This is a genomic window from Pseudomonas sp. (genome assembly GCF_048269965.1).
Taxonomy (GTDB): Bacteria; Pseudomonadota; Gammaproteobacteria; order Pseudomonadales; family Pseudomonadaceae; genus Aquipseudomonas.
The window spans coordinates 253,779-277,528 of sequence record NZ_JBLWTV010000001.1 but is presented as its reverse complement, the minus strand read 5'-3'; the positions used below and the strand labels follow the sequence as shown (position 1 = coordinate 277,528).

Annotated in this window: 21 protein-coding genes and 2 riboswitches; of the genes, 15 read left to right on the top strand and 6 right to left on the bottom strand. The window is 64.5% G+C overall.

Annotation, left to right across the window (positions count from 1 at the left end; genetic code table 11):
* Window positions 1–84: 84 nt before the first annotated feature.
* From livH to ACN0X6_RS01290, 5 genes are all read left to right on the top strand, one after another.
* Complete coding sequence (livH, locus tag ACN0X6_RS01310; RefSeq protein WP_417701443.1) at window positions 85–1,008, top strand: high-affinity branched-chain amino acid ABC transporter permease LivH; 924 nt, start codon at window positions 85–87, stop codon at window positions 1,006–1,008.
* Window positions 1,005–2,264 (top strand): high-affinity branched-chain amino acid ABC transporter permease LivM, encoded by a 1,260-nt coding sequence (locus ACN0X6_RS01305; protein WP_192983463.1) that lies wholly within the window; start codon window positions 1,005–1,007, stop codon window positions 2,262–2,264. The genes livH and ACN0X6_RS01305 overlap by 4 nt, the downstream gene beginning before the upstream one ends.
* On the top strand, window positions 2,261–3,028 hold the full coding sequence (gene livG, locus ACN0X6_RS01300; protein WP_192983466.1) for a high-affinity branched-chain amino acid ABC transporter ATP-binding protein LivG: 768 nt from the start codon (window positions 2,261–2,263) through the stop codon (window positions 3,026–3,028). Before ACN0X6_RS01305 ends, livG begins: the two co-directional genes overlap by 4 nt.
* Before the next feature lie 3 nt (window positions 3,029–3,031).
* Entirely contained in the window at window positions 3,032–3,733 is a 702-nt protein-coding gene (locus ACN0X6_RS01295; RefSeq protein WP_417701442.1) for an ABC transporter ATP-binding protein, read from the top strand.
* A 403-nt stretch (window positions 3,734–4,136) separates the two neighbouring features.
* Entirely contained in the window at window positions 4,137–4,997 is an 861-nt protein-coding gene (locus ACN0X6_RS01290) for a DUF6279 family lipoprotein (RefSeq protein ID WP_417701440.1), read from the top strand.
* A 98-nt stretch (window positions 4,998–5,095) separates the two neighbouring features.
* Here ACN0X6_RS01290 and ung read toward each other — a convergent pair whose 3' ends face one another.
* Together ung and ACN0X6_RS01280 are read right to left on the bottom strand one after the other, a co-directional pair.
* Window positions 5,096–5,785: a uracil-DNA glycosylase gene (ung, locus tag ACN0X6_RS01285; RefSeq protein WP_417701438.1), complete on the bottom strand. Its 690-nt coding sequence runs from the start codon at window positions 5,783–5,785 to the stop codon at window positions 5,096–5,098.
* Between the two features lie 409 nt (window positions 5,786–6,194).
* Window positions 6,195–7,070, bottom strand: a complete 876-nt coding sequence (locus tag ACN0X6_RS01280; protein WP_417701436.1) for an AraC family transcriptional regulator — start codon at window positions 7,068–7,070, stop codon at window positions 6,195–6,197.
* Window positions 7,071–7,199: 129 nt separating this feature from the next.
* On the opposite strand from ACN0X6_RS01280, the gene ACN0X6_RS01275 reads away from it, so the two are divergent.
* The 6 genes from ACN0X6_RS01275 to mmsB all read left to right on the top strand — a co-directional run bounded on the left by ACN0X6_RS01275 (window position 7,200) and on the right by mmsB (window position 14,323).
* On the top strand, window positions 7,200–8,696 hold the full coding sequence (locus ACN0X6_RS01275; RefSeq protein ID WP_417701434.1) for a CoA-acylating methylmalonate-semialdehyde dehydrogenase: 1,497 nt from the start codon (window positions 7,200–7,202) through the stop codon (window positions 8,694–8,696).
* A 97-nt stretch (window positions 8,697–8,793) separates the two neighbouring features.
* Window positions 8,794–10,041: an ABC transporter substrate-binding protein gene (locus ACN0X6_RS01270; protein ID WP_417701432.1), complete on the top strand. Its 1,248-nt coding sequence runs from the start codon at window positions 8,794–8,796 to the stop codon at window positions 10,039–10,041.
* Between the two features lie 6 nt (window positions 10,042–10,047).
* Window positions 10,048–11,211 (top strand): acyl-CoA dehydrogenase family protein, encoded by a 1,164-nt coding sequence (locus tag ACN0X6_RS01265; RefSeq protein ID WP_417701430.1) that lies wholly within the window; start codon window positions 10,048–10,050, stop codon window positions 11,209–11,211.
* A 65-nt stretch (window positions 11,212–11,276) separates the two neighbouring features.
* Window positions 11,277–12,095 carry an enoyl-CoA hydratase gene (locus tag ACN0X6_RS01260; protein WP_106733009.1) on the top strand — a complete coding sequence of 273 codons (819 nt, stop codon included), beginning with the start codon at window positions 11,277–11,279 and terminating at the stop codon, window positions 12,093–12,095.
* A gap of 109 nt (window positions 12,096–12,204) precedes the next feature.
* Window positions 12,205–13,308, top strand: a complete 1,104-nt coding sequence (locus tag ACN0X6_RS01255) for an enoyl-CoA hydratase/isomerase family protein (RefSeq protein WP_417701428.1) — start codon at window positions 12,205–12,207, stop codon at window positions 13,306–13,308.
* Window positions 13,309–13,438: 130 nt separating this feature from the next.
* A complete protein-coding gene (gene mmsB / locus ACN0X6_RS01250) occupies window positions 13,439–14,323 on the top strand; it encodes a 3-hydroxyisobutyrate dehydrogenase (protein WP_417701426.1) in 885 nt (294 codons plus the stop codon).
* Window positions 14,324–14,559: 236 nt separating this feature from the next.
* Here the strand turns inward: mmsB and ACN0X6_RS01245 are convergent, their stop codons facing one another.
* Window positions 14,560–16,347, bottom strand: a complete 1,788-nt coding sequence (locus tag ACN0X6_RS01245; RefSeq protein ID WP_417701424.1) for an alkyl/aryl-sulfatase — start codon at window positions 16,345–16,347, stop codon at window positions 14,560–14,562.
* 97 nt (window positions 16,348–16,444) lie between these two features.
* Here ACN0X6_RS01245 and ACN0X6_RS01240 point away from each other — a divergent pair, with 97 nt between their 5' ends.
* Window positions 16,445–17,365, top strand: coding sequence for a LysR family transcriptional regulator (locus tag ACN0X6_RS01240; protein WP_417701422.1), 921 nt, complete (start codon window positions 16,445–16,447; stop codon window positions 17,363–17,365).
* An 8-nt stretch (window positions 17,366–17,373) separates the two neighbouring features.
* On the opposite strand, the gene ACN0X6_RS01235 is transcribed toward ACN0X6_RS01240, so the two are convergent.
* Window positions 17,374–17,796: a hypothetical protein gene (locus tag ACN0X6_RS01235; protein ID WP_417701420.1), complete on the bottom strand. Its 423-nt coding sequence runs from the start codon at window positions 17,794–17,796 to the stop codon at window positions 17,374–17,376.
* A gap of 233 nt (window positions 17,797–18,029) precedes the next feature.
* Window positions 18,030–18,147: riboswitch (guanidine-I (ykkC/yxkD leader) on the top strand.
* Between the two features lie 52 nt (window positions 18,148–18,199).
* Here ACN0X6_RS01235 and ACN0X6_RS01230 point away from each other — a divergent pair.
* The 3 genes from ACN0X6_RS01230 to ACN0X6_RS01220 all read left to right on the top strand — a co-directional run bounded on the left by ACN0X6_RS01230 (window position 18,200) and on the right by ACN0X6_RS01220 (window position 21,399).
* Window positions 18,200–19,261, top strand: a complete 1,062-nt coding sequence (locus ACN0X6_RS01230) for a putative urea ABC transporter substrate-binding protein (RefSeq protein WP_417701418.1) — start codon at window positions 18,200–18,202, stop codon at window positions 19,259–19,261.
* Between the two features lie 171 nt (window positions 19,262–19,432).
* Window positions 19,433–19,533: riboswitch (guanidine-I (ykkC/yxkD leader) on the top strand.
* 184 nt (window positions 19,534–19,717) lie between these two features.
* Window positions 19,718–20,533: an ABC transporter permease gene (locus tag ACN0X6_RS01225; RefSeq protein WP_417701417.1), complete on the top strand. Its 816-nt coding sequence runs from the start codon at window positions 19,718–19,720 to the stop codon at window positions 20,531–20,533.
* A 41-nt stretch (window positions 20,534–20,574) separates the two neighbouring features.
* A complete protein-coding gene (locus tag ACN0X6_RS01220) occupies window positions 20,575–21,399 on the top strand; it encodes an ABC transporter ATP-binding protein (RefSeq protein ID WP_417701731.1) in 825 nt (274 codons plus the stop codon).
* 270 nt (window positions 21,400–21,669) lie between these two features.
* Here ACN0X6_RS01220 and ACN0X6_RS01215 read toward each other — a convergent pair whose 3' ends face one another.
* Both ACN0X6_RS01215 and ACN0X6_RS01210 read right to left on the bottom strand, forming a co-directional pair.
* On the bottom strand, window positions 21,670–22,602 hold the full coding sequence (locus tag ACN0X6_RS01215; protein WP_417701415.1) for a hypothetical protein: 933 nt from the start codon (window positions 22,600–22,602) through the stop codon (window positions 21,670–21,672).
* The gene (locus ACN0X6_RS01210; protein ID WP_417701413.1) at window positions 22,599–23,639 is read right to left on the bottom strand and encodes an isopenicillin N synthase family dioxygenase; all 1,041 of its coding nucleotides are present in this window, start codon (window positions 23,637–23,639) and stop codon (window positions 22,599–22,601) included. The genes ACN0X6_RS01215 and ACN0X6_RS01210 overlap by 4 nt, the downstream gene beginning before the upstream one ends.
* Window positions 23,640–23,750 lie beyond the last annotated feature (111 nt).

Below are 23,750 nucleotides of genomic sequence, written 5' to 3'. Positions count from 1 at the left end.
GCAGTGGGCTTTGTTTATTAGAAGAATTCCGGCCTCGCGCTGCGCCACAAGCGCCGCTTTACGCAAGCGCCCAGGAGTTAGGCAATGCCTGATCTTTATCACTACCTACAACAGCTGATCAATGGCCTGACCATTGGCAGTACCTATGCCCTGATCGCCATCGGCTACACCATGGTCTACGGCATCATCGGCATGATCAACTTCGCCCACGGCGAGGTTTACATGATTGGCTCGTACGTAGCCTTCACCGTTATCGCCGGCCTCGCCATGTTCGGCCTGGAAGCCGTGCCCTTCGTGATGATCGCGGCCTTCGCGGCCACCATGATCGTCACCAGTGCCTACGGCTACAGCATCGAGCGGGTGGCCTATCGCCCCTTGCGCGGCGGCAACCGCCTGATCCCGCTGATCTCCGCGATCGGCATGTCGATCTTCCTGCAGAATGCCGTGTTGCTCTCGCAGGACTCCAAGGACAAGGCCATTCCCAGCCTGCTGCCCGGCAATTTCGTCTTCGGTGAAAGCACAGCCAGCGGCGTGGTGGTGTCCTACATGCAGGTGCTGATCTTCATCGTCACCTTCGTCACCATGATCGGTCTGACCCTGTTCATCTCCCGTTCGCGCCTGGGCCGTGCCTGCCGCGCCTGCGCCGAAGATCTGAAGATGGCCAACCTGCTCGGCATCAACACCAACAACATCATCGCCCTGACCTTCGTCATCGGTGCGGCGCTGGCCGCCATCGCCTCGGTACTGCTGGGCATGAACTACGGCGTGATCAACCCGCACCTGGGCTTCCTCGCCGGCATCAAGGCCTTCACCGCTGCGGTACTCGGTGGCATCGGCAGCATCCCTGGCGCGGTACTCGGCGGCCTGCTGCTGGGCGTTGCCGAAGCATTCGGCGCCGATATCTTCGGTGATCAATACAAGGACGTAGTGGCCTTCAGCCTGCTGGTGCTGGTGCTGCTGTTCCGTCCAACCGGCATCCTTGGCCGCCCGGAGGTGGAAAAGGTATGAGCCGCAACATCAAATCCGCGATTTTCAGCGCCCTGCTGGTGCTGATCATTTCCTACCCGGTCCTGGGCCTGAAACTCTCCACCGTCGGCATCAGCCTGCGCGTGGAAGGCGCAAGTGCCTTCGAACTCTGGTGCATCGGCGGCGCTGCTACGCTGATCTTCCTCTGGCAATTGCTGCGTGACCGACTGACTCCGACCTGGGCCAAGCTGCCCAAGCTGCCCAGCGGCTCCGGTCAGGTCGGCAACTTCCTCACCCTGCCCTCCACCCAGCGCTGGATCATTCTGGCGATGGTCATGGTGGCGCTGGTGTGGCCGTTCTTCGCCAGCCGAGGTTCGGTGGATATCGCCACGCTGATCCTGATCTACGTGATGCTCGGCCTTGGCCTGAACATCGTGGTCGGTCTGGCCGGTCTGCTCGACCTGGGTTACGTCGGCTTCTACGCGGTCGGCGCCTACAGCTATGCGATCCTCTCGCACTACTTCGGCCTGAGTTTCTGGATGTGCCTGCCGATCGCCGGGATGATGGCTGCGCTGTTCGGCTTCCTGCTCGGTTTCCCGGTGCTGCGCCTGCGCGGCGACTACCTGGCCATCGTGACCCTGGGCTTCGGCGAGATCATCCGCATTCTGCTGCGTAACCTCACCGAACTGACCGGTGGCCCGAACGGCCTGAGTATCGCCAACGAGAACAAGCCGACCCTGTTCGGTCTGTCCTTCGAGCGCCGCGTGCCGGCCGACATGCCGACCTTCCATGGCTACTTCGAAATCGCCTACAACTCGCAGTACAAGGTGATCTTCCTCTACCTGATCGCCCTGCTGCTGGTGCTGCTGACCCTGTTCCTGGTCAACCGCCTGCTGCGCATGCCGATCGGGCGTGCCTGGGAAGCCCTGCGTGAAGACGAGATCGCCTGCCGCGCGCTGGGCCTGAACCCCACCGTGATCAAGCTTTCGGCCTTCACCATCGGTGCCAGCCTGGCCGGTTTCGCCGGTAGCTTCTTCGCTGCGCGCCAGGGCCTGGTGACACCGGAGTCGTTCACCTTCATCGAGTCGGCGATGATCCTCGCCATCGTCGTGCTCGGCGGCATGGGCTCTCAGTTGGGCGTGATCCTCGCCGCCATCGTCATGGTGATGCTGCAGGAGATGCGTGAGCTGAGCGAGTACCGCATGCTGATCTTCGGCCTGGTCATGATCTTCATGATGATCTGGCGCCCGCAAGGGTTGCTGCCGATGCAACGTCCCCACCTGGAGCTGAAGCGATGAGCCGCACGATTCTCGAAGTAAGCGGCCTGTCCATGCGTTTCGGCGGCCTGTTGGCCGTCAACGGGGTGGGCCTGAACGTCAAGGAAAAGCAGGTGGTGTCGATGATCGGCCCGAACGGCGCCGGCAAGACCACCGTCTTCAACTGCCTGACCGGCTTCTATCAGCCAAGCTCGGGCAGCATCCGCCTGAACGGCGAGGCGATCGAAGGCCTGCCCGGCCACAAGATCGCCCGCAAGGGCGTGGTGCGCACCTTCCAGAACGTGCGTCTGTTCAAGGACATGACGGCGGTGGAAAACCTGCTGATCGCCCAGCATCGCCATCTCAACACCAGCTACCTGGCGGGTCTGTTCAAGACCTCGGCATTCCGCCGCAGCGAGCGCGAGGCCATGGACTACGCCGCCCACTGGCTGGAACAGGTCGACCTGGTGGACTTCGCCAACCGTGAGGCGGGCACCCTGGCCTACGGTCAGCAGCGTCGCCTGGAAATCGCCCGGTGCATGATGACGCGCCCAAGCATCCTCATGCTCGACGAGCCGGCCGCCGGTCTCAACCCGCGTGAAACCGAAGACCTGAAAGCGCTGATCAGCGTGCTGCGTGACGAGCACAATGTCACCGTGCTGCTGATCGAGCACGACATGAAGCTGGTGATGAGCATTTCCGACCACATCTACGTGATCAACCAGGGCACTCCCCTGGCCGACGGCACGCCGGACGACATCCGCAACAACCCGGACGTGATCAAAGCCTATCTGGGGGAGGCGTAATCCATGCTGAGCTTCAACAACGTCTCAACCTTCTACGGCAAGATCCAGGCCCTGCACGACGTCAGCATCGAAGTGCAGAAAGGCGAGATCGTCACCCTGATCGGCGCCAACGGTGCCGGCAAGTCGACCCTGCTGATGACCCTGTGCGGCAACCCGCGCGCCACCAGCGGCAGCATCCGTTACATGGGTGAAGAGCTGGTGGGCATGGACACCCCGGAGATCATGCGCAAGAGCATCGCCATCGTGCCGGAAGGCCGCCGCGTGTTCGCCCGCCTGACCGTCGAGGAAAACCTGGCCATGGGCGGCTTCTTCGGTGACAAGGCGGACAATCAGGAGCAACTGGACAAGGTGCTGCACCTGTTCCCGCGCCTGAAGGAGCGCTTCGCCCAGCGCGCCGGCACCATGAGCGGCGGCGAGCAGCAGATGCTCGCCATCGGTCGTGCCTTGATGAGCAAACCCAACCTGCTGCTGCTCGACGAGCCGTCGCTGGGTCTGGCGCCGATCATCATCCAGCAGATCTTCGACATCATCGAGCAACTGCGCAAGGACGGCGTGACCGTGTTCCTGGTCGAGCAGAACGCCAATCAGGCGCTGAAGCTGGCGGATCGCGGCTACGTGCTGGAGAACGGCCACATCGTCATGCGCGGCAGCGGTGAAGAGCTGCTCAGCGACCCCAAGGTGCGCGACGCCTACCTCGGTGGCTAAGCGCAACCTGCGACATCGGAACCGCCCTTCGGGGCGGTTTTTTATTGGTTATTCCTATTTGGATGTTTTTGACACTGGACTGGAAAGTGCGTGTGTTCTTTTGCGTTATTTATATTCTGGTAAAGATCGTTAGCGTGTCGATCTCTCGTCTTGGTTTCGCCCCTTACGGACGCAACCCAAACGCTCAGCACATGCGCTAATGGATAGTGCCAAGCCCGTGAGCAAGACGCACACAAACTTACCAGTCCAGGATCAATCCGCACGTTCCCAACCCATGCAAAGAATCCCTTTTGCCCGCGATCCGAACCTCACACCAGCGAAGTCTTGAGCGGATATTTCCGCCCTCTTGCGTCAGCCTCGACGAGTATTAGTCTCAACAGCTCTACTCTCGCGAGTCCCGCTCATGCGCAAGCCTCTGCTCCTGCTACTGGCCATCACCCTGCTGCTGAGCGCCTGCAGCCGTGTCGGCCTGGCCTATCGCAACCTCGACTGGCTGATCCCCTGGAAGCTGGGCGACTACGTGGCGCTGACCAGCGAACAGAGCGCCTGGCTCAAACCCCAACTGCAGGAGCACCTGGCCTGGCATTGCAGCGTCGAGCTGCCGCGTTACCTCGACTGGCTGCAACGCAGTCAGCAGGCGCTGAGCAGCCGTGACAGCGAGCTGATGGCCAACCAGTTGGCCGACTTCGAACAGGCCATGCAGCGCATCGCCGTGGAGATCACGCCCAGCGCCATCGAACTGCTGCGCGGCCTCAGCCCGCGTCAGGTCGATCAGCTATTGGCGGCAATGGACGAGCAGAACGCCAAGCTGCGTGAAGAGTTTCTCGAGCCGCCCGTGCAGGAACAGGTCAGTCGGCGCGCCGAGCGTATGGAAGAGCGCCTGCAGCCCTGGTTCGGCACGCTGAACGCCGGGCAGCGCGAGCGGGTGCAGAGCTGGGCACAGGGCCTGGGCGAACAGAACAAGATCTGGCTGGAAAACCGCATGGCCTGGCAACAGGCTCTGCGTGAGGCATTGGAAGTACGCCGTGGCGACGATTTCGCTGCGCGCATGACCGCCCTGCTGCAACAGCGCGAGCGCTTCTACACAGAGGCCTACCAGTCCAGTTTTGATAAGACCCGTCAGGCCATGGCCGAGATGATCGTGGACCTGGTCGCCCAAGCCGACTCAAAACAGATGGAGCGAGCCGATACGCGCCTGAAAAGCCTGCATGCCGACCTGGCTGCGCAACAGTGCCAGGGAGGCGAGTCAGTAGTCAGTCGTTGAAACAACGGCAGCCGATAGACTCAGGGTGTCGTGGGGCTAACCAGGCCGTACGCACCAGGTAAGCCGGTACGCACGGCGCACCCTACGACGCGATCTCGCTATAGCGCCGGCAAGCGCCAGTCGATGGGGCTCATGCCGTTCTGACTGAGGAACTGGTTGCAGCGACTGAAATGACCATTGCCGATGAAGCCGCGATGCGCCGACAGCGGCGACGGATGTGGCGAGCGCAGCACCAGGTGCTTGGTCGGGTCGATCAGGCGCTGCTTGCTCTGCGCATGGGCGCCCCAGAGCAGAAACACCAGCTTGGGCTGCTGTTCGCTGACCACCTCGATCACCCGATCAGTGAAGAACTGCCAGCCCTTGCCGGCATGCGAGCCGGCATTGGCGCGCTCGACGGTCAGCGAGGTGTTGAGCAGCAGCACGCCCTGATCGGCCCAACTCTGCAGGTAGCCGTGGACTGGAATGTCGATGTTCAGGTCGCGTTTGAGCTCCTTGTAGATGTTCAGCAGCGACGGCGGCGTCTGCACGCCCGGCTGCACCGAGAAGCACAGGCCATGCGCCTGACCCGGACCGTGGTAAGGGTCCTGACCGATGATCACCACCTTGACCTGATCCAGCGGCGTGGAGTTGAGCGCATTGAAGATCAGCGGACCTGGTGGAAAGATTTCCTTGCCGGCCGCCTTCTCCGCCTGCAGGAACGCACGCAGCTCGCTCATGTAAGGCTTGTCGAACTCCTCGCGCAGCGCGTGTTTCCAGCTGGCTTCGAGCTTGATGCGATCATCGGTCATGCGGTTTTCCTGCAGGGTCAAAACAAGTGCAGGCACGCTAGTGAAGGGGGCCGGGCAAGTCAAGGCAGCAGCCGAGCATCGGCTTCAGGCCAGGGCTCTGCCAGCATTTCACTACGCCGCTGCGGTTTCACGGCAGTCCCCGCCATCATGTCACTGTCCCCGACGCCATCCGCTTCGCCCTGCTCACCCGTTTTCTCAAAGGTCAGGCCAAGGTGACGCAAATGCCGGAAGCGGCCATGCGCATCCGCCGACTGGGGCTTGAACAACCGCTCACCAGCCTGCGCGATGGGCTGCTGGCCGAGCAACAGTTATGGCTGCGCATGCTGGCCTGAAAGCCTCCAGCCGGTGTATCACCTTACATTGACTGAGCAGGCGATGCGCATGGCGCACCCGACCCTGAGCCCCTCTCCTACCCCAGGTGCAGCGCTCGATAATGACTGGGCGCCATGCCCACCACCTTGCGAAACAGCCGTGAGAAGTAATAAGGGTCGTCGTAGCCCAGTTGCTCGGCGACCTGCCGCACTTCGGCATCGCCGCGATCGAGCAGGCGGCAGGCCAGGGCCATCTTCAACTGAATGAAGTCCTGGATCGGCGCGTGACCGGTCAGTGCACGATAGGTCTTGGCGAAGTGAAAGCGCGACAGCTTGAACTGCGCCGCCAGCTCGTCGAGGTTGAGACTGCCGTGCAGGTGCTCGCGCATCACCGCCTGCACCGCCTCGATATCCAGCACGCGGCCGGACTTGAGGTTGACCCGCGCCGGTAGTACCGCCAGCGAACTGAGCATCGCCTGCAAGCGGTGCGCAGCGTGGATGAAGGGCAACGCATTGAGACTCTGGCGCTGCAAGCCCAGCAACGCCTCGAAATCGCCGATCAGCCTGGGCTGCACGCCGATGCGCCGGTGCGGTTGAGTGCCCAGCAGGTGCAGGAAGTCCTCGCCGAGACTGCCGTCGAAGTGCACCCAGTAGAGGGTCCAGGGGCTTGAGCCGTCGGCGCCATAGGCATGCGCCACGTCCTTGGGCAGCAATAGAAGATCACCTGCAGTGACCTCGAATCGTCCATCCGTGGTTTCCAACCAGCCCTTGCCCGAGCGGCAGTAGATCAGCAGGTGGTCATCCGGTTGCGCGCGACGCATCTGGTGACCGACCGCATCGGGGTAAAACCCGATGGCCAAGGGATAGCACCCAGCGCTCAACGGATGGCGTGCCAGCAGACGGCGCAGGCGCGGCGGCGTGATGAAGCGCTGCCCACCAACGGGCAACGGCCAATTGGAGGTTTCCACCCGCATCCCCACTTGCCCACCTCTGCTGTTCCAAACGAATGACAAGATCGTCCATCCCCAGACCAAGATCGTCAATCCACAAAGCGGCAGCGAGTGGCTATAAAGAAGCCCATACAAGAACAACAGGAGGCGACCATGCCCCGCACGCTACCGCAACTGATCGACGGTCACTGGCAAACCAGCCAGGCCCATGAGCTGATCGACGTCACCGACCCGGCCACCCAGGAGGTGATCGCCCTCGCCCCCAAGGCCACTGCCGAGGAAATCGAAGCCGCAGTCAACGGCGCGCAGAAAGCCTTCCTCGCCTGGCGCGAAGTACCGGTATCGGAGCGCGCCCGCCTGATGCTGCGTTACCAGCATCTGCTCAAGGAGCATCACGACGAGCTGGCACAGATTCTCGCGGCGGAAACCGGCAAGACCTTCGCCGATGCCAAGGGCGACGTCTGGCGCGGTATCGAAGTGGCCGAGCATGCCGCCAACATCGCCAGCCTGATGATGGGCGAGACGGTGGAGAACGTCGCCCGCGAGATCGACACCGCCAGTTGGGTCCAGCCATTGGGCGTGTGCGTCGGCATCACCCCGTTCAACTTCCCGGCGATGATCCCGCTGTGGATGTTTCCGCTGGCCATCGCCTGCGGCAACACCTTCATTCTCAAACCCTCGGAACAGGACCCGATGACGCCCAATCGCCTGGCCGAACTGTTCCTCGAAGCTGGCGCACCGGCCGGCGTGCTGCAGGTGCTGCATGGCGGGCGCGAGCAGGTCGATGCGCTGCTGGTGCATCCACTGGTGCGCGCGGTGTCCTTCGTCGGTTCGGTGACGGTAGGCCAGCATGTCTATCGCACCGGCACCCAGCACCTGAAACGCGTGCAGGCCTTCGCCGGGGCCAAGAACCATATGGTGATCATGCCTGACGCACCCAAGGATCAAGTGCTCAGCAACCTGCTCGGCGCCAGTTGCGGCGCGGCCGGGCAGCGCTGCATGGCGATCAGCGTGGCGGTGTTCGTCGGCGAATCGAAACAGTGGATCGACGAGCTGGCCAAGCAAATGGCCGAGCTGCGCCCTGGTCACTGGCAGGACAGTGGTGCCGCCTATGGCCCGCTGATCAGCCCACAGGCGCGCCAGCGCGTACTGCGCCTGATAGAGGAAGGCAAGGCCGAAGGCGCCGACTGCCTGCTCGACGGCTCGCACTGCACGGTGGACGGCTACCCGGACGGTAACTGGGTCGGGCCGACACTGTTCCGTGGCGTGACGACGAAGATGGGCCTGTACCGCGAGGAGATCTTCGGCCCGGTGCTGGTGTGCATGGAGGTGGCGACCCTGGAAGAAGCCATCGAACTGGTCAACGCCAGCCCCTACGGCAACGGCACCAGCCTGTTCACCCGCTCCGGCGGCGCTGCGCGGCATTTCCAGCACGCGATTGAAGTCGGCCAGGTGGGCATCAACGTGCCGATTCCGGTGCCGCTGCCGTTCTTCTCCTTCACCGGCTGGAAGGGCTCGTTCTATGGCGACCTGCATGCCTACGGCAAACAGGCGGTGCGTTTCTATAGCGAAACCAAGACGGTGACCAGCCGTTGGTTCGACGACCAGCCTCTTGGCGAGGGCCCGAACATGACTATTCAGCTGAAATGAGAAGCGGGTGACAGTTTCTTAGACTAATAGACGATCACTCGAACTGGACGAGCGGCGTAAAACTGTTCTCAGCAGAACAAAAACAAGGAGAACTGCAATGCGCCAACTGTCCACCACGCTGGCCCTGTGGGCCGCACTTACCGCCTGTGCGCAGGCTGCCGAGCCGATCACCCTCGGCCTCAATTACCCGCGCACCGGACCATACAAGGAGGAGGGATTGGCGCAGATGCGTGGAGCCCTGCTGGCCATCGACGAAATCAACGCAACGGGCGGTGTGCTGGGCAGACCTTTGCGCCTGTCCAGCAAGGACACCGCCTCGCGTCCGGCCAAGGCAGAGAAGAACGTCGACAAGCTGGCCGCCGAGGGCGCGGCGATGCTTTTCGGCGGCTCCTCCAGCGCGGTTGCCATCGCTGCAGGCAAGCGCGCCAAGCAGCACGGCCTGCTGTACTTCGGCACCCTCACCTACTCCAATGACACCACGGGCAAGGATGGCCACCGCTACATGTTCCGCGAGTGCAACAACGCCTGGATGAGCGCCCGGGTGCTCGGCCAGTACCTGAGCAAGACCCTGCCGAACAAGCGCTACTTCTACGTCACCTCCGACTACACCTGGGGCCACACCACCGAGGCCTCGCTGCGTCAGGCCACGGCCACCGACGATACCGCACGGCACACCAGCCTGCGCATCCCCTTCCCGGGTGCGCGCCTGGCTGACTATCAGGACGCGCTGACCCAGGCCGCCGCCAGCAACGCCGAGATCCTCGCCCTGGTGCTGTTCGGCGAAGATCTGGTGCGCGCCATGCGCATCGCCAAGGACCTGGGCCTGACCGAACGCATGCAGATCGTCGCGCCGAACCTGACCCAGAGCATGGTCGAACAGGCCGGCCCCGACCTGATGCAGGGCGTGATTGGCACCGAGCCCTGGACCTGGCGTGTGCCGGCGCTGGAAAAATCCGCTCGCGGCGAAGCCTTCGTCGAAGCCTTCAAGACCCGCTACGAGATGTACCCCTCCAGCTCTGCCGCATCGGCCTACAGCATCGTCCAGCAATGGGCCGACGCCGCCACGCGAGCCAGGAGCCTCGACAGCGAAGCGCTGATCAAGGCGCTGGAAGGCCACAGCTACACCTTGCTCAAGGACGAGCAGCAATGGCGTACCTTCGACCATCAGAACCTGCAGACGGTCTACGCGGTCAAGGTCAAGCCGCGCGACGAGGTGCTCAAGGACCCGCTCAAGCAGGACTACTTCGAAATCGTCGACCGCCTCGATGCCAGCAGCGCGCTGCCCAACCTCGCCGAGTGGCAGGCCGAACGCCGCGCCGGCGACCAACCCCTGACCTTGCAATGAGATGCCATGGACTTCGAACTCAGTGATGAACAACGCCTGCTGACCGACAGCGCCCGCGCCTTCGCCGCGCGGGAGCTGACGCCCCACGCTGCCGAGTGGGATCGCGAGCAGCACTTCCCTGTCGAAGTGATTCGCCGCGCTGCCGAACAGGGCTACCTGGCCCTGTATCTGCGCGAAGAAGATGGCGGCCTGGGCCTGTCCAGGCTGTCCAGCTCACTGATTTTCGAACAACTGGCGGCCGGCTGCGTGGCCACCACCGCCTACCTGACCATCCACAACATGGCCACCTGGATGCTCGCCAGCTTCGCTGACCAGGCGCTGAAGGATGCCTGGTTGCCGGGACTGATCAACGGCCAGTTGCTGGCCTCCTACTGCCTGACCGAACCGGACGCCGGCTCCGACGCTGCCCACCTGCGCACCCGCGCGCGGCGCGACGGCAGCGACTACGTGATCGACGGCAGCAAGTGCTTCATTTCCGGTGCGGGAAGCACGCAGGTACTGGTCGTCATGGCGCGTACCGGCGAGGATGGTGCCAAAGGTGTTTCCTGCTTTCTGGTACCCGCCGATGCGCCCGGCGTGCGCTACGGACGCAACGAAGACAAGATGGGCTGGAAAGCGCAGCCGACACGCACCATCAGCTTCGAAGGCGTGCGCATTCCTGCCAGCCACCGCATCGGCCCGGAAGGTGAAGGCTTCGTCTACGCCATGAAGGGCCTCGATGGCGGGCGCATCAATATTGCCAGTTGCTCGCTCGGTGCGGCCCAGGCAGCGCTGCAGCAGAGCCTGCGCTACGTGGAAGAACGCAAGCAGTTCGGCAAGCCGCTCAGCCAGTTCCAGGCCCTGCAGTTCAAGCTGGCCGACATGCTCACCGCCCTGACCGCCAGCCGGCAGATGGTGCGCCTGGCCGCGCACAAGCTCGACCATGGCCACGGCGAAGCCAGCCTGTACTGCGCCATGGCCAAGCGCTTCGCCACCGACCAGTGCTTCGACCTGTGCAACGAAGCGCTGCAACTGCACGGTGGCTACGGCTATCTGAATGACTATCCGCTGGAGCGCTGGGTACGCGACGCCCGCGTGCACCAGATACTGGAAGGCACCAACGAGATCATGCGGGTGATCGTCGCCCGCCGCCTGCTCCTGCAGGGTGGCATGCTCGATCGCCTGTTGTAACCGTTCCCCCCTCCCCCGCCCCTCGCCCATCAATGGGTGAGGGGAGAAAATTGACGAGGACCGCTATGAGCACCGCCATCGAAACCTACAAGTCCGGCATCTTCGACCTGACCCACAAGCTCACCGTGGAGAAGCACGGCCACACTGCGCTGATCACCATCAACCATCCGCCTGCCAACACCTGGGACCGCGACTCGCTGATCGGTCTCAAGCAGGTGGTCGAGCATCTCAACCGTGACGACGAGGTCTACGCCCTGGTGGTGACCGGCCAGGGGCCGAAGTTCTTTTCCGCCGGCGCCGACCTGAACATGTTCGCCGATGGCGACAAGGCGCGTGCCCGTGAGATGGCACGGCGCTTCGGTGAGGCCTTCGAGACCCTGCGCGACTTTCGCGGCGTGTCCATCGCCGCGATCAACGGCTACGCCATGGGCGGCGGCCTGGAGTGCGCGCTGGCCTGCGATATCCGCATCGCCGAACGCCAGGCACAGATGGCCTTGCCGGAAGCCGCCGTGGGCCTGCTGCCCTGCGCCGGCGGTACCCAGGCACTACCCTGGCTGGTGGGTGAGGGCTGGGCCAAGCGCATGATCCTCTGCGGCGAACGCATCGACGCCGAAACCGCCCTGCGCATCGGCCTGGTCGAACAGGTGGTGGACACTGGCGAAGCACGGGGCACCGCCCTGCTGCTGGCATCCAAAGTGGCGCGGCAAAGCCCGGTGGCGGTACGCACCATCAAGCCGCTGATCCAGGGCGCTCGCGAGCGTGGCTCCAACACCTGGCTGCCGGAAGAACGCGAGCGCTTCGTCGACCTGTTCGACGCCGACGACACCCGTGAAGGGGTCAACGCCTTTCTGGAAAAACGCGACCCGCAGTGGCGCAACAAATGATCCGCGGCATCGTAGGGTGCGCCGTGCGCACCGCAATCGGCCAGGCCCGTAGGGTGGATGTCGCTTTTTACATCCACCAGAACCGCCCCGCACCACGCTGGAAACCTATATGAACCTGCAATTCGAAGAACGCCCCAGCCTGCACGGCTACCGCATCGGCATCGCCAGCCTGGACGCGGAGAAGAGCCTCAACGCGCTCTCCCTGCCGATGATCGAAGCACTCGACGAACGCCTGAAGGCCTGGGCAGAAGACTCGACCATCGCCTGCGTGATGCTGCGCGGCAACGGCCCCAAGGCCTTCTGTGCCGGCGGCGATGTGGTGCAACTGGTCAATCAGTGTCGCGAACAGCCAGGCGAAATACCGGCCCTGGCACGACGCTTCTTCGCCGACGAATATCGCCTCGACCATCGCATCCACACCTACCCCAAGCCCTTGATCTGCTGGGCCCATGGCCACGTGCTGGGTGGCGGCATGGGCCTGATGCAGGGCGCCGGCATCCGCATCGTCACCCCGAGCAGCCGCCTGGGCATGCCGGAAATCAACATCGGCCTGTACCCGGACGTTGGCGGCAGTTGGTTCCTCGCCCGCCTGCCGGGTCGCCTGGGTCTGTTCCTGGGTCTCACCGCTGCGAGCATCAATGCCCGCGATGCATTGGACCTGAACCTGGCCGACCGCTGCCTGCGCGACGACCAGCAGGAGGCGCTGCTCGAAGGTCTGGTGCAACTGAACTGGCGCGAACAAGCCGACCTGCAACTGCACAGCCTGCTGCGCGCGCTGGAGAACGAAGCGCGCGGCGAACTGCCGGCGGCCCAATGGTTGCCGCGCCGCGAGCGTATCGATGAGCTGCTCGACGTCGCCGATCTGCCGGCTGCCGTACACGCGCTCAGCGCACTGCAAGCGGATGACGACGCCCAGCTCGCCCGCGCCGCCAGGACCCTGACCCATGGCTGCCCGCTGACCGCGCACCTGGTCTGGCAGCAGATCCGCCGCGCCCGCCACCTGTCGCTGGCCGAGGTGTTTCGCATGGAATACGCCATGAGTCTGAACTGCTGCCGCCACCCGGAATTCCCCGAAGGCGTGCGCGCCCGCCTGATCGACAAAGATCAAACGCCGCATTGGCACTGGCCGGACGTGGCCGCAATCCCGGCTGCCGTGGTCGAAGCGCACTTCGCGCCAGCCTGGGAGGGCGAACACCCGTTGGCGGACCTTTAGGATGCCGCGCCGACTCGGTGCGCACGGCGCACCCTACATATAGCCCGGATGCACTCCGGGAGAGCTCACACGCAATCCTCGAACAATGACAATCGAAGCGCGAAGCGCCCCAAGAGAAAGGAAAGCTGCCATGACCCAAACCGCCTTTATCGGCCTCGGCCACATGGGCCTGCCCATGGCCCGCAACCTGCTCAGGGCGGGCTATCCGCTGACAGTCTTCGACCTGGTGCGCAGCGCCGTCGACACCCTGGCTGGCGAAGGTGCCGTGGCGGCCGCTAGTGCCACCGACGCCATCGATCAGGCACAGGTAGTGATCAGCATGCTGCCGGCCAGCCGTCATGTGGAAGGCTTGTACCTGGGCGATGAAGGCCTGCTTGCGCGGCTGCCCGCCGGCACGCTGGTGATCGAGTGCTCGACCATCGCCCCGGAGTCGGCGCGCAAGGTGCACGCCGCCGCCCGCGAGCGCGGCATTGCTCTGCTCGATGCGCCGGTATCCGGCGGTACCGGCGGTGCGGCAGCCGGCACCCTGACCTTCATGGTGGGTGGTGAAGCCGAAGCGCTGGAGAAAGCCAGACCGCTGCTCGCCGCCATGGGCAAGAACATCTTCCACGCCGGCCCCGAAGGCGCCGGCCAGGTGGCCAAGGTGTGCAACAACCAGGTGCTCGCCGTGCAGATGATCGCCACCGCCGAAGCTATGGCCATGGGCGTGGCCAACGGCCTGGAGCCGGCGGTGCTGGCCGAGATCATGCGGCAGAGCTCCGGCGGCAACTGGACGCTGGAGAAGTACAACCCCTGGCCCGGCGTGATGGAAAGCGCCCCCGCATCGAAAGGCTACAGCGGCGGTTTCATGGCCGAACTGATGGCCAAGGACCTCGGCCTGGCCCAGGAAACCGCCAGCCACAGCGGCAACAGCACACCGATGGGCGCCCTGGCCCTGCAGCTCTACCGCCTGCTGCTCAAGCAGGGCAAGGGCAAGCAGGATTTCTCGGTGGTGCAGCAGTTGTTCGTGGAATAGCGCCTGCAGCCAGTGCGCATACAAGCACAGCCGCGCCGCAGCCTACACGAAGCCTCTCGCACTGCCGCCGTAGGGTGCGCCGTGCGCACCGGGGCCTTTCCCGGCAAGGCTGGTGCGCATGGCGCAGCCTACACGAAGCCTGTCGCGCTGCCGCCGTAGGGTGCGCCGCGCGCACGGGGGCCTTTCCCGGCAAGGCTGGTGCGCATGGCGCACCCTACAGGGAGCCTGTCGCGCCGCTAACGCAGGGTCAGGCCGAACGCCTCGTCGCTGAAGTCGAAACAGTTGAGGAAGCGGCGAATCTCCAGCAGGTTGCCGTCGACCTTCACGTCGCCGAGCAGCGCGCCCTTGACCAGGCCACCCTCACCGGTCAACAGGGTTTCCATGAAGCGCTTGTCCATGCTCAGGCGCAACGCGGTGCCTTCGGGAATGCCCCTGTGCAGCTGCGCGACGCCGCGCCGAACCTCCAGCGCCCATTGCTCGTCCACGTCGGGGAAGCTGAAGCCCAGGGTCAACTCGAGATCGCCGGCCTTCGCCGGATCAATGCGAGTCACCCAGTTCTGCAGGAAACTCTGCGGGGTGAAGCTGCGCACCATGTCCGGTGAGAGAAAGACCTTGCGCATCTCCACCGAGCGCTGGCGAATGACGTCGCCGTCGAGCTTGCCCTCCAGCTCCATGGCGCTCATCAGGTACCAGTTGCGCCAGTTGATGTTCATGCTGGCATAGCCCAGTTTGCGGAAGCTGCGCGCCTTGATCTCGCGCGCCAGCATGTCTTCGTGGTCGACGCGAATGGCATAGCCGGACAATTCGGCAGCCCACTGATAGTCGCCCTTGAGGTAGGCATTGCCGGCTTCCAGCAGCAGTTTTTCACGACCGCCGGCCAGGGCGATCAGGCGTTCGGCCTGCTGCCGTGGCGGCGTCGGGTCAAGGTCTGCCGGGTCACCCTGGAACCAGCCCAGGTAACCGTTGTAGATCTGCCGCACGCTGTGTTTCACCGTGCCGTAGTACTCGCGCAGGTAGGGCGTGTAGCCGGCCAGATGCGGCGGCAGTTTGACCTTCTCCACCAACTCGTCGGGCGTCAGGCCCTTGTTCATCCAGCGCACGGTCTGGTCGTGGATATAGGCGATGCCATCGCGGGTCATGCGCAGCACCTCCTCGACCTTGTCCTGGCCGCTGACGGGCCGACCATGCAGCGGCACCATGTACTCGGCCTGGTAGGCGCGCAGCTTGTCCAGGCTCTCGACCCACTGCACCGGATCGCGGAACTGGGTGCCGCGCAGCGTGTGGATGTTCGGCAGGGTCGGGCCCTGATCGACCTCGGCGCTGATCAGCACACGGTTGGCCGGCAGATACAGAGTGATCTCGTCCGGCGCCTCGCTGGGCACGTGCAGAAACTGCACGTCGAGGCCGGCGATGGTGGTGTCCAGGCGCTCGCCAAAGGTCAGGGTCGGCGCGATGAAGGACGACGGCTCGGGTTTGACCAACGGGCCGATGCCAGCGTTCATGCCCTCCTGATCGCTGGCCGGCAGGAAGGAGCCGAAGCTGTACGCCGAACGTACGCCGAGAATCGGCCCGACCAGCGCGCCCTGCGCCACCACGTTCTGCAGCAGGGTCTCGTGGGCGTAGATCTGCACCTCGCCGCGCTCCACCTGCTCGCGGCTGACGAATGCCTGCACGCCGTTGATGTGATCCGGATGAAAGTGGGTGTAGACCACCGCCTTGACCGGCTTGTCGGTGAGCTTGCGGAACTCGGCCATGATCTTGCGCGACTCGCTGACCGACTCGCCGGTATCGACGATGATCAGCCCCTGCGGCGCCTCGATCATCACCACGTTGCCCAGTTGCCAGCCGACCGCCGAATAGACGTTGTCGGCGACGCGATAGAGCTGCTGGGCGAACACCTTGGTGTGGGCAGCCAGTTCGGCGTTGATACTGGGCTCGATGCGCTCGGCCGGCAGCTCGGCAGAGGCGCTCAATGGCAGGGCGACGGCCAGCAACAGGCCGCTGAAGCGAGAGAATGGGCTCATGGCGTTGGAAGATCTTGTTGTTGGAGTATTGGCAGGTTGGCAAAGGCCGACCGATAATTCCAATGCATTCGAATAGACCAGTCAATGCAGGAGGCGCATGAACGATCTACGCCAGCTCCGCCACTTCGTCGCCCTCGCCGAACACCAGCATTTCGCCCGCGCGGCAGCAGCCGTGCACCTCAGTCAGCCGGCGCTGAGCCGCAGCATCCAGGCACTGGAAAGCCAGCTCGGCTGCACCCTGGTGGATCGCCACAACCGTGGCGTCAGCCTCACCGCCCATGGCCGCCTGGTGCTGGAGCACGCGCGCCGCCTGCTCGCCGGTAGCCTGGCGCTGAGCAATGCGGTCAATCAGCTGGGCAATCTGGAGGCCGGCGAACTGCGCCTCGGCGCCGGCCCCTACCCGGCCGCGCGCCTGATCCCGCAGGCGCTCGGGCAGTTGCTGCAGCGTTATCCACGGGTGCAGGTGAAACTGGACATCGCCAACTGGCTGGAACTGCGCGACAGCCTGCTGGACTCGGCCATCGAGCTGTTCGTCGCCGATATTCGCGAACTGCAGGACGACGCCCAGTTGCACATCGAACCGCTGCGCGTGCACGAGGGCGTGCTGTTCTGCCGTCCGGCTCATCCGCTGCTGCAGCGGCGCAACCTGCACCTGCGCGACCTGCTCGACTTTCCCCTCGCCGGCACACAGCTGCCAGAGGTGGTCGAACGCAGCCTGGGTCAGGCCAGCGGGCGCGCGCAGCCGTTGAGCGTGCAATGCGACAATTTCCTGGTGCTCAAGCGCCTGGTGGCCGACAGCGATGTGCTGAGCATGGCGCCCTGGGACGTGATCGCCGACGAACTTCACAGCGCTCAGCTTGCCCTGCTGCCACTGTTGCCCCAGGGCCTGCATCAGCATTCGGCCTATGGCCTGGTCAGCCGCGCCGGCCACAGCCTGTCGCCAGCGGCGCAGGCCATGGTCGCAGCGATTCGTCGGGTCGATGAGGAAACGCCGCGTGCCGGGCACGCGGCGGATTGAGGTAGGGCTTACCAGCGGCGCTCGCCGCTACGGCGTTGTTCGTTGTGGCTGCGCCCGTTGGAGTAACGATGCTGCGTATTGCGGCCGGCGTCCCAGCCGCGCGGCATCTGCCCGCCGCGATGCTCCTGACGACGCTGGTCACGGCGATAATCATGTCGCGGCTGCTGGTGCTTGTAGCCGTCGCGATAACGACGATCGTAGCCGTAGTGATGACGCGGCGGCGGCGCCGGTACATAGCGCGGAGGAGCCGGGTAGTAGTTATGCCGACGTTCCTCGTAGTAGTAGCGTGGCGGCGGGTAGTAATCGCGCCGGTAGCCGTCGTGGTAACGATAGCCATGGCCATTGTGATAGCCACGGTCGTAGCCATCGCCATAAACGGCGCAACCGGAAAGCATCAAGAGCAGGGCGGAAAACAGCATCTTGTAGGGCATGGCGGCCTCCTGTGACCGCTGGGACGACGCCGACCGATGTCGGCCTCCGGGATGGTGATCCCTGACGCATCAGACAGCGCCGCCCGCAACAGGTGCGATTCATTTCGTCGGCTGTGACCGACAGCGCAAAACCACAACAGCACAGGACAATTGCCCTGTCGCTGGCATGGCCTTCGCTTGCTCAGCACTGCGGAAAGCCGATCCATGCACAGGATCGTCAGTGGTAGCGAATCGTAATGGCCGACTAGGGTTCCGGCTCGTCAGAAGGCGAGCGGCTGGTCCGAGAGTGGGCGACCTCATGCAGTGGTTGGAAGCCACGGGGTTACACGGCGGGACAAAAGCCCGGGAGAACGCGCAGCCAGGCTGCCGGCTTTCCCGCTTTCGTCCATGACCCGAGGTTTCCATGTCCATTCGCTCCCTGCTCACCGTCCTGCTCTGCGCCTGCCTGCTTGGCGCTCCGACAGCCCAGGCCGCGCCAAGAACCTTCACCCTGTGCTGGTCGATATTCGCCGGCTGGATGCCCTGGGGCTACGCCGCCGAACAGGGCATCGTGAAGAAGTGGGCGGACAAGTATGGAATTGACATTCAGGTGCAGGAAGTGCCGGATTATGTCGCTTCCATCGAGCGCTACACCGCCGGCCAGTTCGACGCCTGCAGCATGACCAACATGGACGCCCTGACCATTCCCGCAGCTGCCGGCAAGGACAGCACCGCGCTGATCATCGGCGATTTCTCCAACGGCGCCGACGCCCTGCTGCTGCGTGGCAGCGGCCAGAGAATCCAGGACCTGAAAGGCAAGAGCGTGCTGCTGGTGGAGAACTCGGTCTCGCATTACCTGCTCAGCCGGGCTCTGGAGCGGGCCTTGCTCGACGAAAGCGACGTAACCATCATCAACGTCTCCGACACCGAAATCGCTGATGCCTTCCTCGCCGGCAAGGGCGACGCGGTGATCACCTGGAACCCGATCCTCTCCGAGATCCGGCGCAAGGCCGAGGTCAGCCAGGTGTTCAGCTCCAATCTGATTCCCGGCGAAATCCTCGACCTCACCGTGGTCAGCAGCCAGACCCTTGCCCAGCACCCGGAGTTCGGTCGCGCGCTGACCGGCGCCTGGTTCGAGACCCAGCGCCTGCTCGGCCTGCCCACCCCGGCCGGGCGTGAAGCCAGGGCCAGAATGGCAGCCGCCGCCGACACCAGCGTGCAGGACTTCGACGCCCAGTTGGGCACCCTGCGCTCGTTCTACTCACCGCGCAGCGCGCTGAACTTCGCGCGCACCGGCAAGCTGCCGGACCTCATGCAACGGGTCGCGCGCTTTGCCGATGCGCATGGCCTGCTGGGCAAGAGCGGCATGGGCCTGACCAATCTGGGTATCGAATTCAGCGGCGAGAAGCCGCTGGGCAACCCGCAGCGCATTCTGCTGCGCTTCAACCATCGCTATATGGAGCTGGCCGCCGAAGGGGCGCTGTAACGCCCCATCGCACAGCAAACCAATCACAGGCCGCACCAATAACGCGCACCTGCAGCGATAAGCAGCGACGAAACCCGCCAGATAGGCGCCTCGGCTAGCTGGCACGATGTTCGCTACGGAGCCTGTGTGCAGGAACACCCCGGCTCGCCGGGATCGCGGCACCACAATTTGCCAATAGCCGGCTAGGGTTCCGGCTCGCCACAGGCGAGCGACTGGTCCGAGAGCTAGCGACCTCCAGCGAGGTTACACGGCGGGACAAAAGCCCGGGAGAACGCGCCCCATTCATGGGGACCGCCGCGAACTCCTGCCCGCCCCTGTCAAACTGGAGGTTCATCATGGGTACGCCCCACTCGCATCAGCGGCAACCAGCCGTCACCCCCAACGGCCCGAAACCAGCGCGCTCTTGCGCTTGCTAGCTGCGCACGCATTTCGTTCCAGGCCCGACGAGGACTATCCATGCGCCTGATCAACCGCCACCCGGATCGCAGCGGCCGCCTGCTGCTGATCCTGCTGCCCTTCGCCCTGCTGCTGTTCATCTACTTCAGCGCCTCGACCAGCCGCCTGGCCGAAAACCCCAACGACAAGCTGCTACCCAGCGCCAGCCAGATGGTCGATGCCATCGACCGCCTGGCCTTCAGCGAAGACAAGCGCAGCGGCCAATACCTGTTCTGGCAGGACACCGCCTCCAGCCTGCAGCGCCTGGGGCTCGGCCTTGGCATCGCCGCGCTGCTGGGCCTGGTGCTGGGCATCGCCGCCGGTAGCGTGCCGTTGTTCGGCGCGCCGCTGTCGCCGCTGCTCACGGTGCTGTCGATGATTCCGCCGCTGGCGATCCTGCCGATCCTGTTCATCGTCTTCGGCCTCGGCGAGCTGTCCAAGGTGATGCTGATCGTCATCGGCATCACCCCCTGCATCGCCCGCGACATCGAACAGCGCGCCCGCGAGATTCCCGGCGAACTGCTGATCAAGGCGCAGACCCTGGGCGCCAACTCCTGGACGCTGATCCTGCGCCTGGTGCTGCCACAACTGATGCCGCGCCTGCTGATCTCGCTGCGCCTGATGCTCGGTTCGGCCTGGCTGTTTCTGATCGCCGCCGAGGCCATCGCCAGTACCGACGGCCTCGGCTACCGCATCTTCCTGGTGCGCCGCTACATGGCCATGGACGTGATCCTGCCCTACGTCGTATGGATCACCCTGCTGGCCTGGCTGATGGACCTGGGCCTGCGCCAGGTACTGCGCCTGTGCTTCCCCTGGCATGAAGGAGGCAAGGCATGACCCTGTTCAGCCAACACATCGTCCCGCTGAGTGAACCTGCCATGAGCGACTCCAGTACGGCCCCTGCAAACACAGCGAAAGCCGCCTTTATCGAGGCGCGCAACCTGTGGCAGGAATACGGTGACCTGGTCGTGCTCGAACGCCTCAACATCAGGGTCGACGAGGGTGAATTCTGCACCCTGGTGGGCGCCTCCGGCTGCGGCAAATCCACCTTCCTGCGCATGCTGCTCGGCCAGGAACGCCCGAGCCGTGGCGAGCTGTTGCTGGGCGGCCAGGCACTGCCCAACGAACCCGATCCGAGCCGTGGCGTGGTGTTCCAGCGCTACTCGGTATTCCCCCACCTGAGCGTGCTGGACAACGTCGCTCTGGGCCTGGAACTGCCGAAGTCGAAGCTGCTGGGTCGGTTGTTCGGCGCAGCCAAGCGCGAAGCCCGCGAGCGCGCCGCCGAAATCCTCACCAAGGTCGGCCTCGGCCATGCCCTGAACAAATACCCCAGCGCGCTTTCCGGTGGCATGCAGCAACGCCTGGCCATCGCCCAGGCACTGGTGATGCAACCGCGCATGCTGCTGCTCGACGAGCCGTTCGGCGCACTCGACCCCGGCATTCGCAAGGACATGCACGCGCTGCTGCTGGAGCTGTGGCAGGAAACCCGCCTCACCGTGTTCATGGTCACCCACGACCTGTCCGAAGGCTTCAGCCTCGGCACCCGCCTGCTGGTGTTCGACAAAGTGCGCCACGACCCGCAGGCGCCCAACGCCTATGGCGCGCGCATCACCTACGACATCCCGCTGAACGAAGCGCGCCGGGCGCAAGCGCAATTGCCCAGCGAGCTGGCCGAGCGTATCGCCGCGCGCAACGAACGGTAGCCGGATGGAATCCGGGGAACACCGGCACATTTGCCCCGGATTGCATCCGGGCTACGGACCTGAGATGTAGCGTATCTCGGCGTATTCGGTGCGCGCGGCGCACCCTACGACGCGCAAACCGCGCGAGATCCCGTAGGGTGCGCCGTGCGCACCAACTCTACAGTGACACCATCGCGGCTCAAGCCCCTCCCACGAATCGACCGGAACCAAACCGTGGGAGGCGCTTCAGCGGCGAGCTTTTCAGCGGTCAATCAGACGGTCACCGTCTGACTAACTCAACAGCTCCAGATACCGCGACAGCGTTTCGCCTTCCGCAGCGAACCAGCGTTGCGCTTCATCAGTACAAGGCGTAACCGGGTCTGCGCGCCAGTCCGGCTCCAGCGTATCGATGATGAACGTCCGCACCACTGCACGGCCATCCGCGCGTTGCAGGTGCTGGCAGACGCGCCCCGCGCCCGGCAGCTCGAAGCCTTCCAGCGAGATGCTCTGCCCCACCCGCGCCGGCAGCGTGGACAGCGCCACCTGATAACGTCCCTGCCGATCGGCGTAGGCCAGCGAGGTCTCGCAGTCGAACAGCGCGGCCAGGGCCTCGCCATCCCCGCGCGCCAGCTCGGCGCGCTCGCGCAGTTGCAGCGCTGATTCACCCGGCTCAATCGCCCGCCCCTGCACCCAACCAAGCTGCTCGCCACAGAGAATCAGGCCGCCACCGCGCTGCAGCACCTCGCCGCTTTCGGCGTCGCATTCCTCCACCAGGCGCAGGCCGATCAACGGCCCGCTGCTGGCCTGCAAACGCCAGTCCTCGACATAGGCGCCGCTGGTGCCGAACTCGATCATGCAATTGCCGATGCGCTGCAACTGCGCCGGCTCCGGCCAGCGGTTGTGCAGTTGCAGGGACACGCCACCGTGCCAGCTCAGATAGCCGTTCTCCCAGACGCTGTCGGCCACCCAGCCTTCATGGTTGGCGAGCACGCGCAGCTCGGCGGCGTCGTAGTCCTGCCAGGCCCGTAGCGGCAGCGCGGGCGCGTCCGGCAGGCGCAGGTCTATGGTGAAGGTGCGGCTTTGCAGCCAGTGCACCTGGGTACGCTGGTCGCTGCGGCCATCGGCGAAGCTGATGCTGCGCCGGCGAAAGTGCCCGAGCATCCAGTCCGGTACGCCCCCCTCGGCGCGCTGCGGGTAATGTGCCGCCAGTTCCAGCAGGTTCATGCCATCACCTCCCGGCGGCCTTGACCGACACTGGAGGGGCCGAAACTGGACAAACCCGCCGCACCATCCGGCAGTTGCAGCGAACCATCCTCCAGGCGCTCGCGCAGGTAGCGGAAGGTCTGCGCGGTTTGCGCGAACAGGTGATCGCCACAACTCACCGGCGCATACACACGCTCACCACGGGCTGGCAGGCCGGCAATCGGCGCGATGCGCGTCGGGTAGTCGCAGGCGCAGAACAGCGGGAAGGCGAAACGCTCTTCGCTGACCTTGCGCACGCGGTGCGAGGTGGCGACGAAATGGCCGTTGCTGAGCACTTCGAGCATGTCGCCGATGTTGATCACGAAGGCGTCCTCGACCAGCGGCACGTCGATCCACTGCCCGTCGCCGTTGAGCACCTGCAAGCCTTCGGCCGTCGGCAACAGAATGGTGAAGCACTCATAGTCGGTGTGCGCGCCGATGCCAGGACGGTCAGCCACCGGGTCGGGATCGAGCGGGTAATGGATCATGCGCAGCTGGCTGGTGGGTTGCCGGGTGATGCCGGCGAAGGTGTCCTCGGCCAGCCCCAGCGCCAGGGCGAAGCCACGAAACAGCGTGTCGCCCAGCGCCAGCGCCGCCCGGTAGTAAGCGCCCACCTCGCGCTTGAAGTCCGCCGAGTCCGGCCACTGCGTCGGCCCCAGCAGTGGATAGACCTGGGCCGCCTCGGTGTAGTCGTAATTGACGTCGTAGGCTTCTTTCAGGTCCTTGCTGCCGCCGACGAACTGCTCCTCGCCTTCCGGCACGTAACCGCTGTGGTTGCCCGACTGGCCGATATGGAAGCGCATCTTCTCTTCCAGCGGGCGAGCGAAGAAGCGGCGCGCCTGCTGGATCAGCCCGTCGCGCAGATCACGCGAAATGCCGTGCCCGATGATCTGCAGAAAGCCGACCTCGCGAGCCGCGCGGCCCAGCTCATCGGCAACGCGCTGACGCTGGGCAGGGTCGTCGGCATACAGGCCGGCAACGTCGATCAGAGGAATGGACGTGAAATGGGTATGCGCCATGGCAATCTCCCTTGAACAAGTGAGTTACCTGGTCGTCCAGACGAGCAGCGGGTCGGGTCGTCCCGAGGGCAGCAGCAAGGCCGTCCCTGCAGCAGGATCGATAGCGATTTC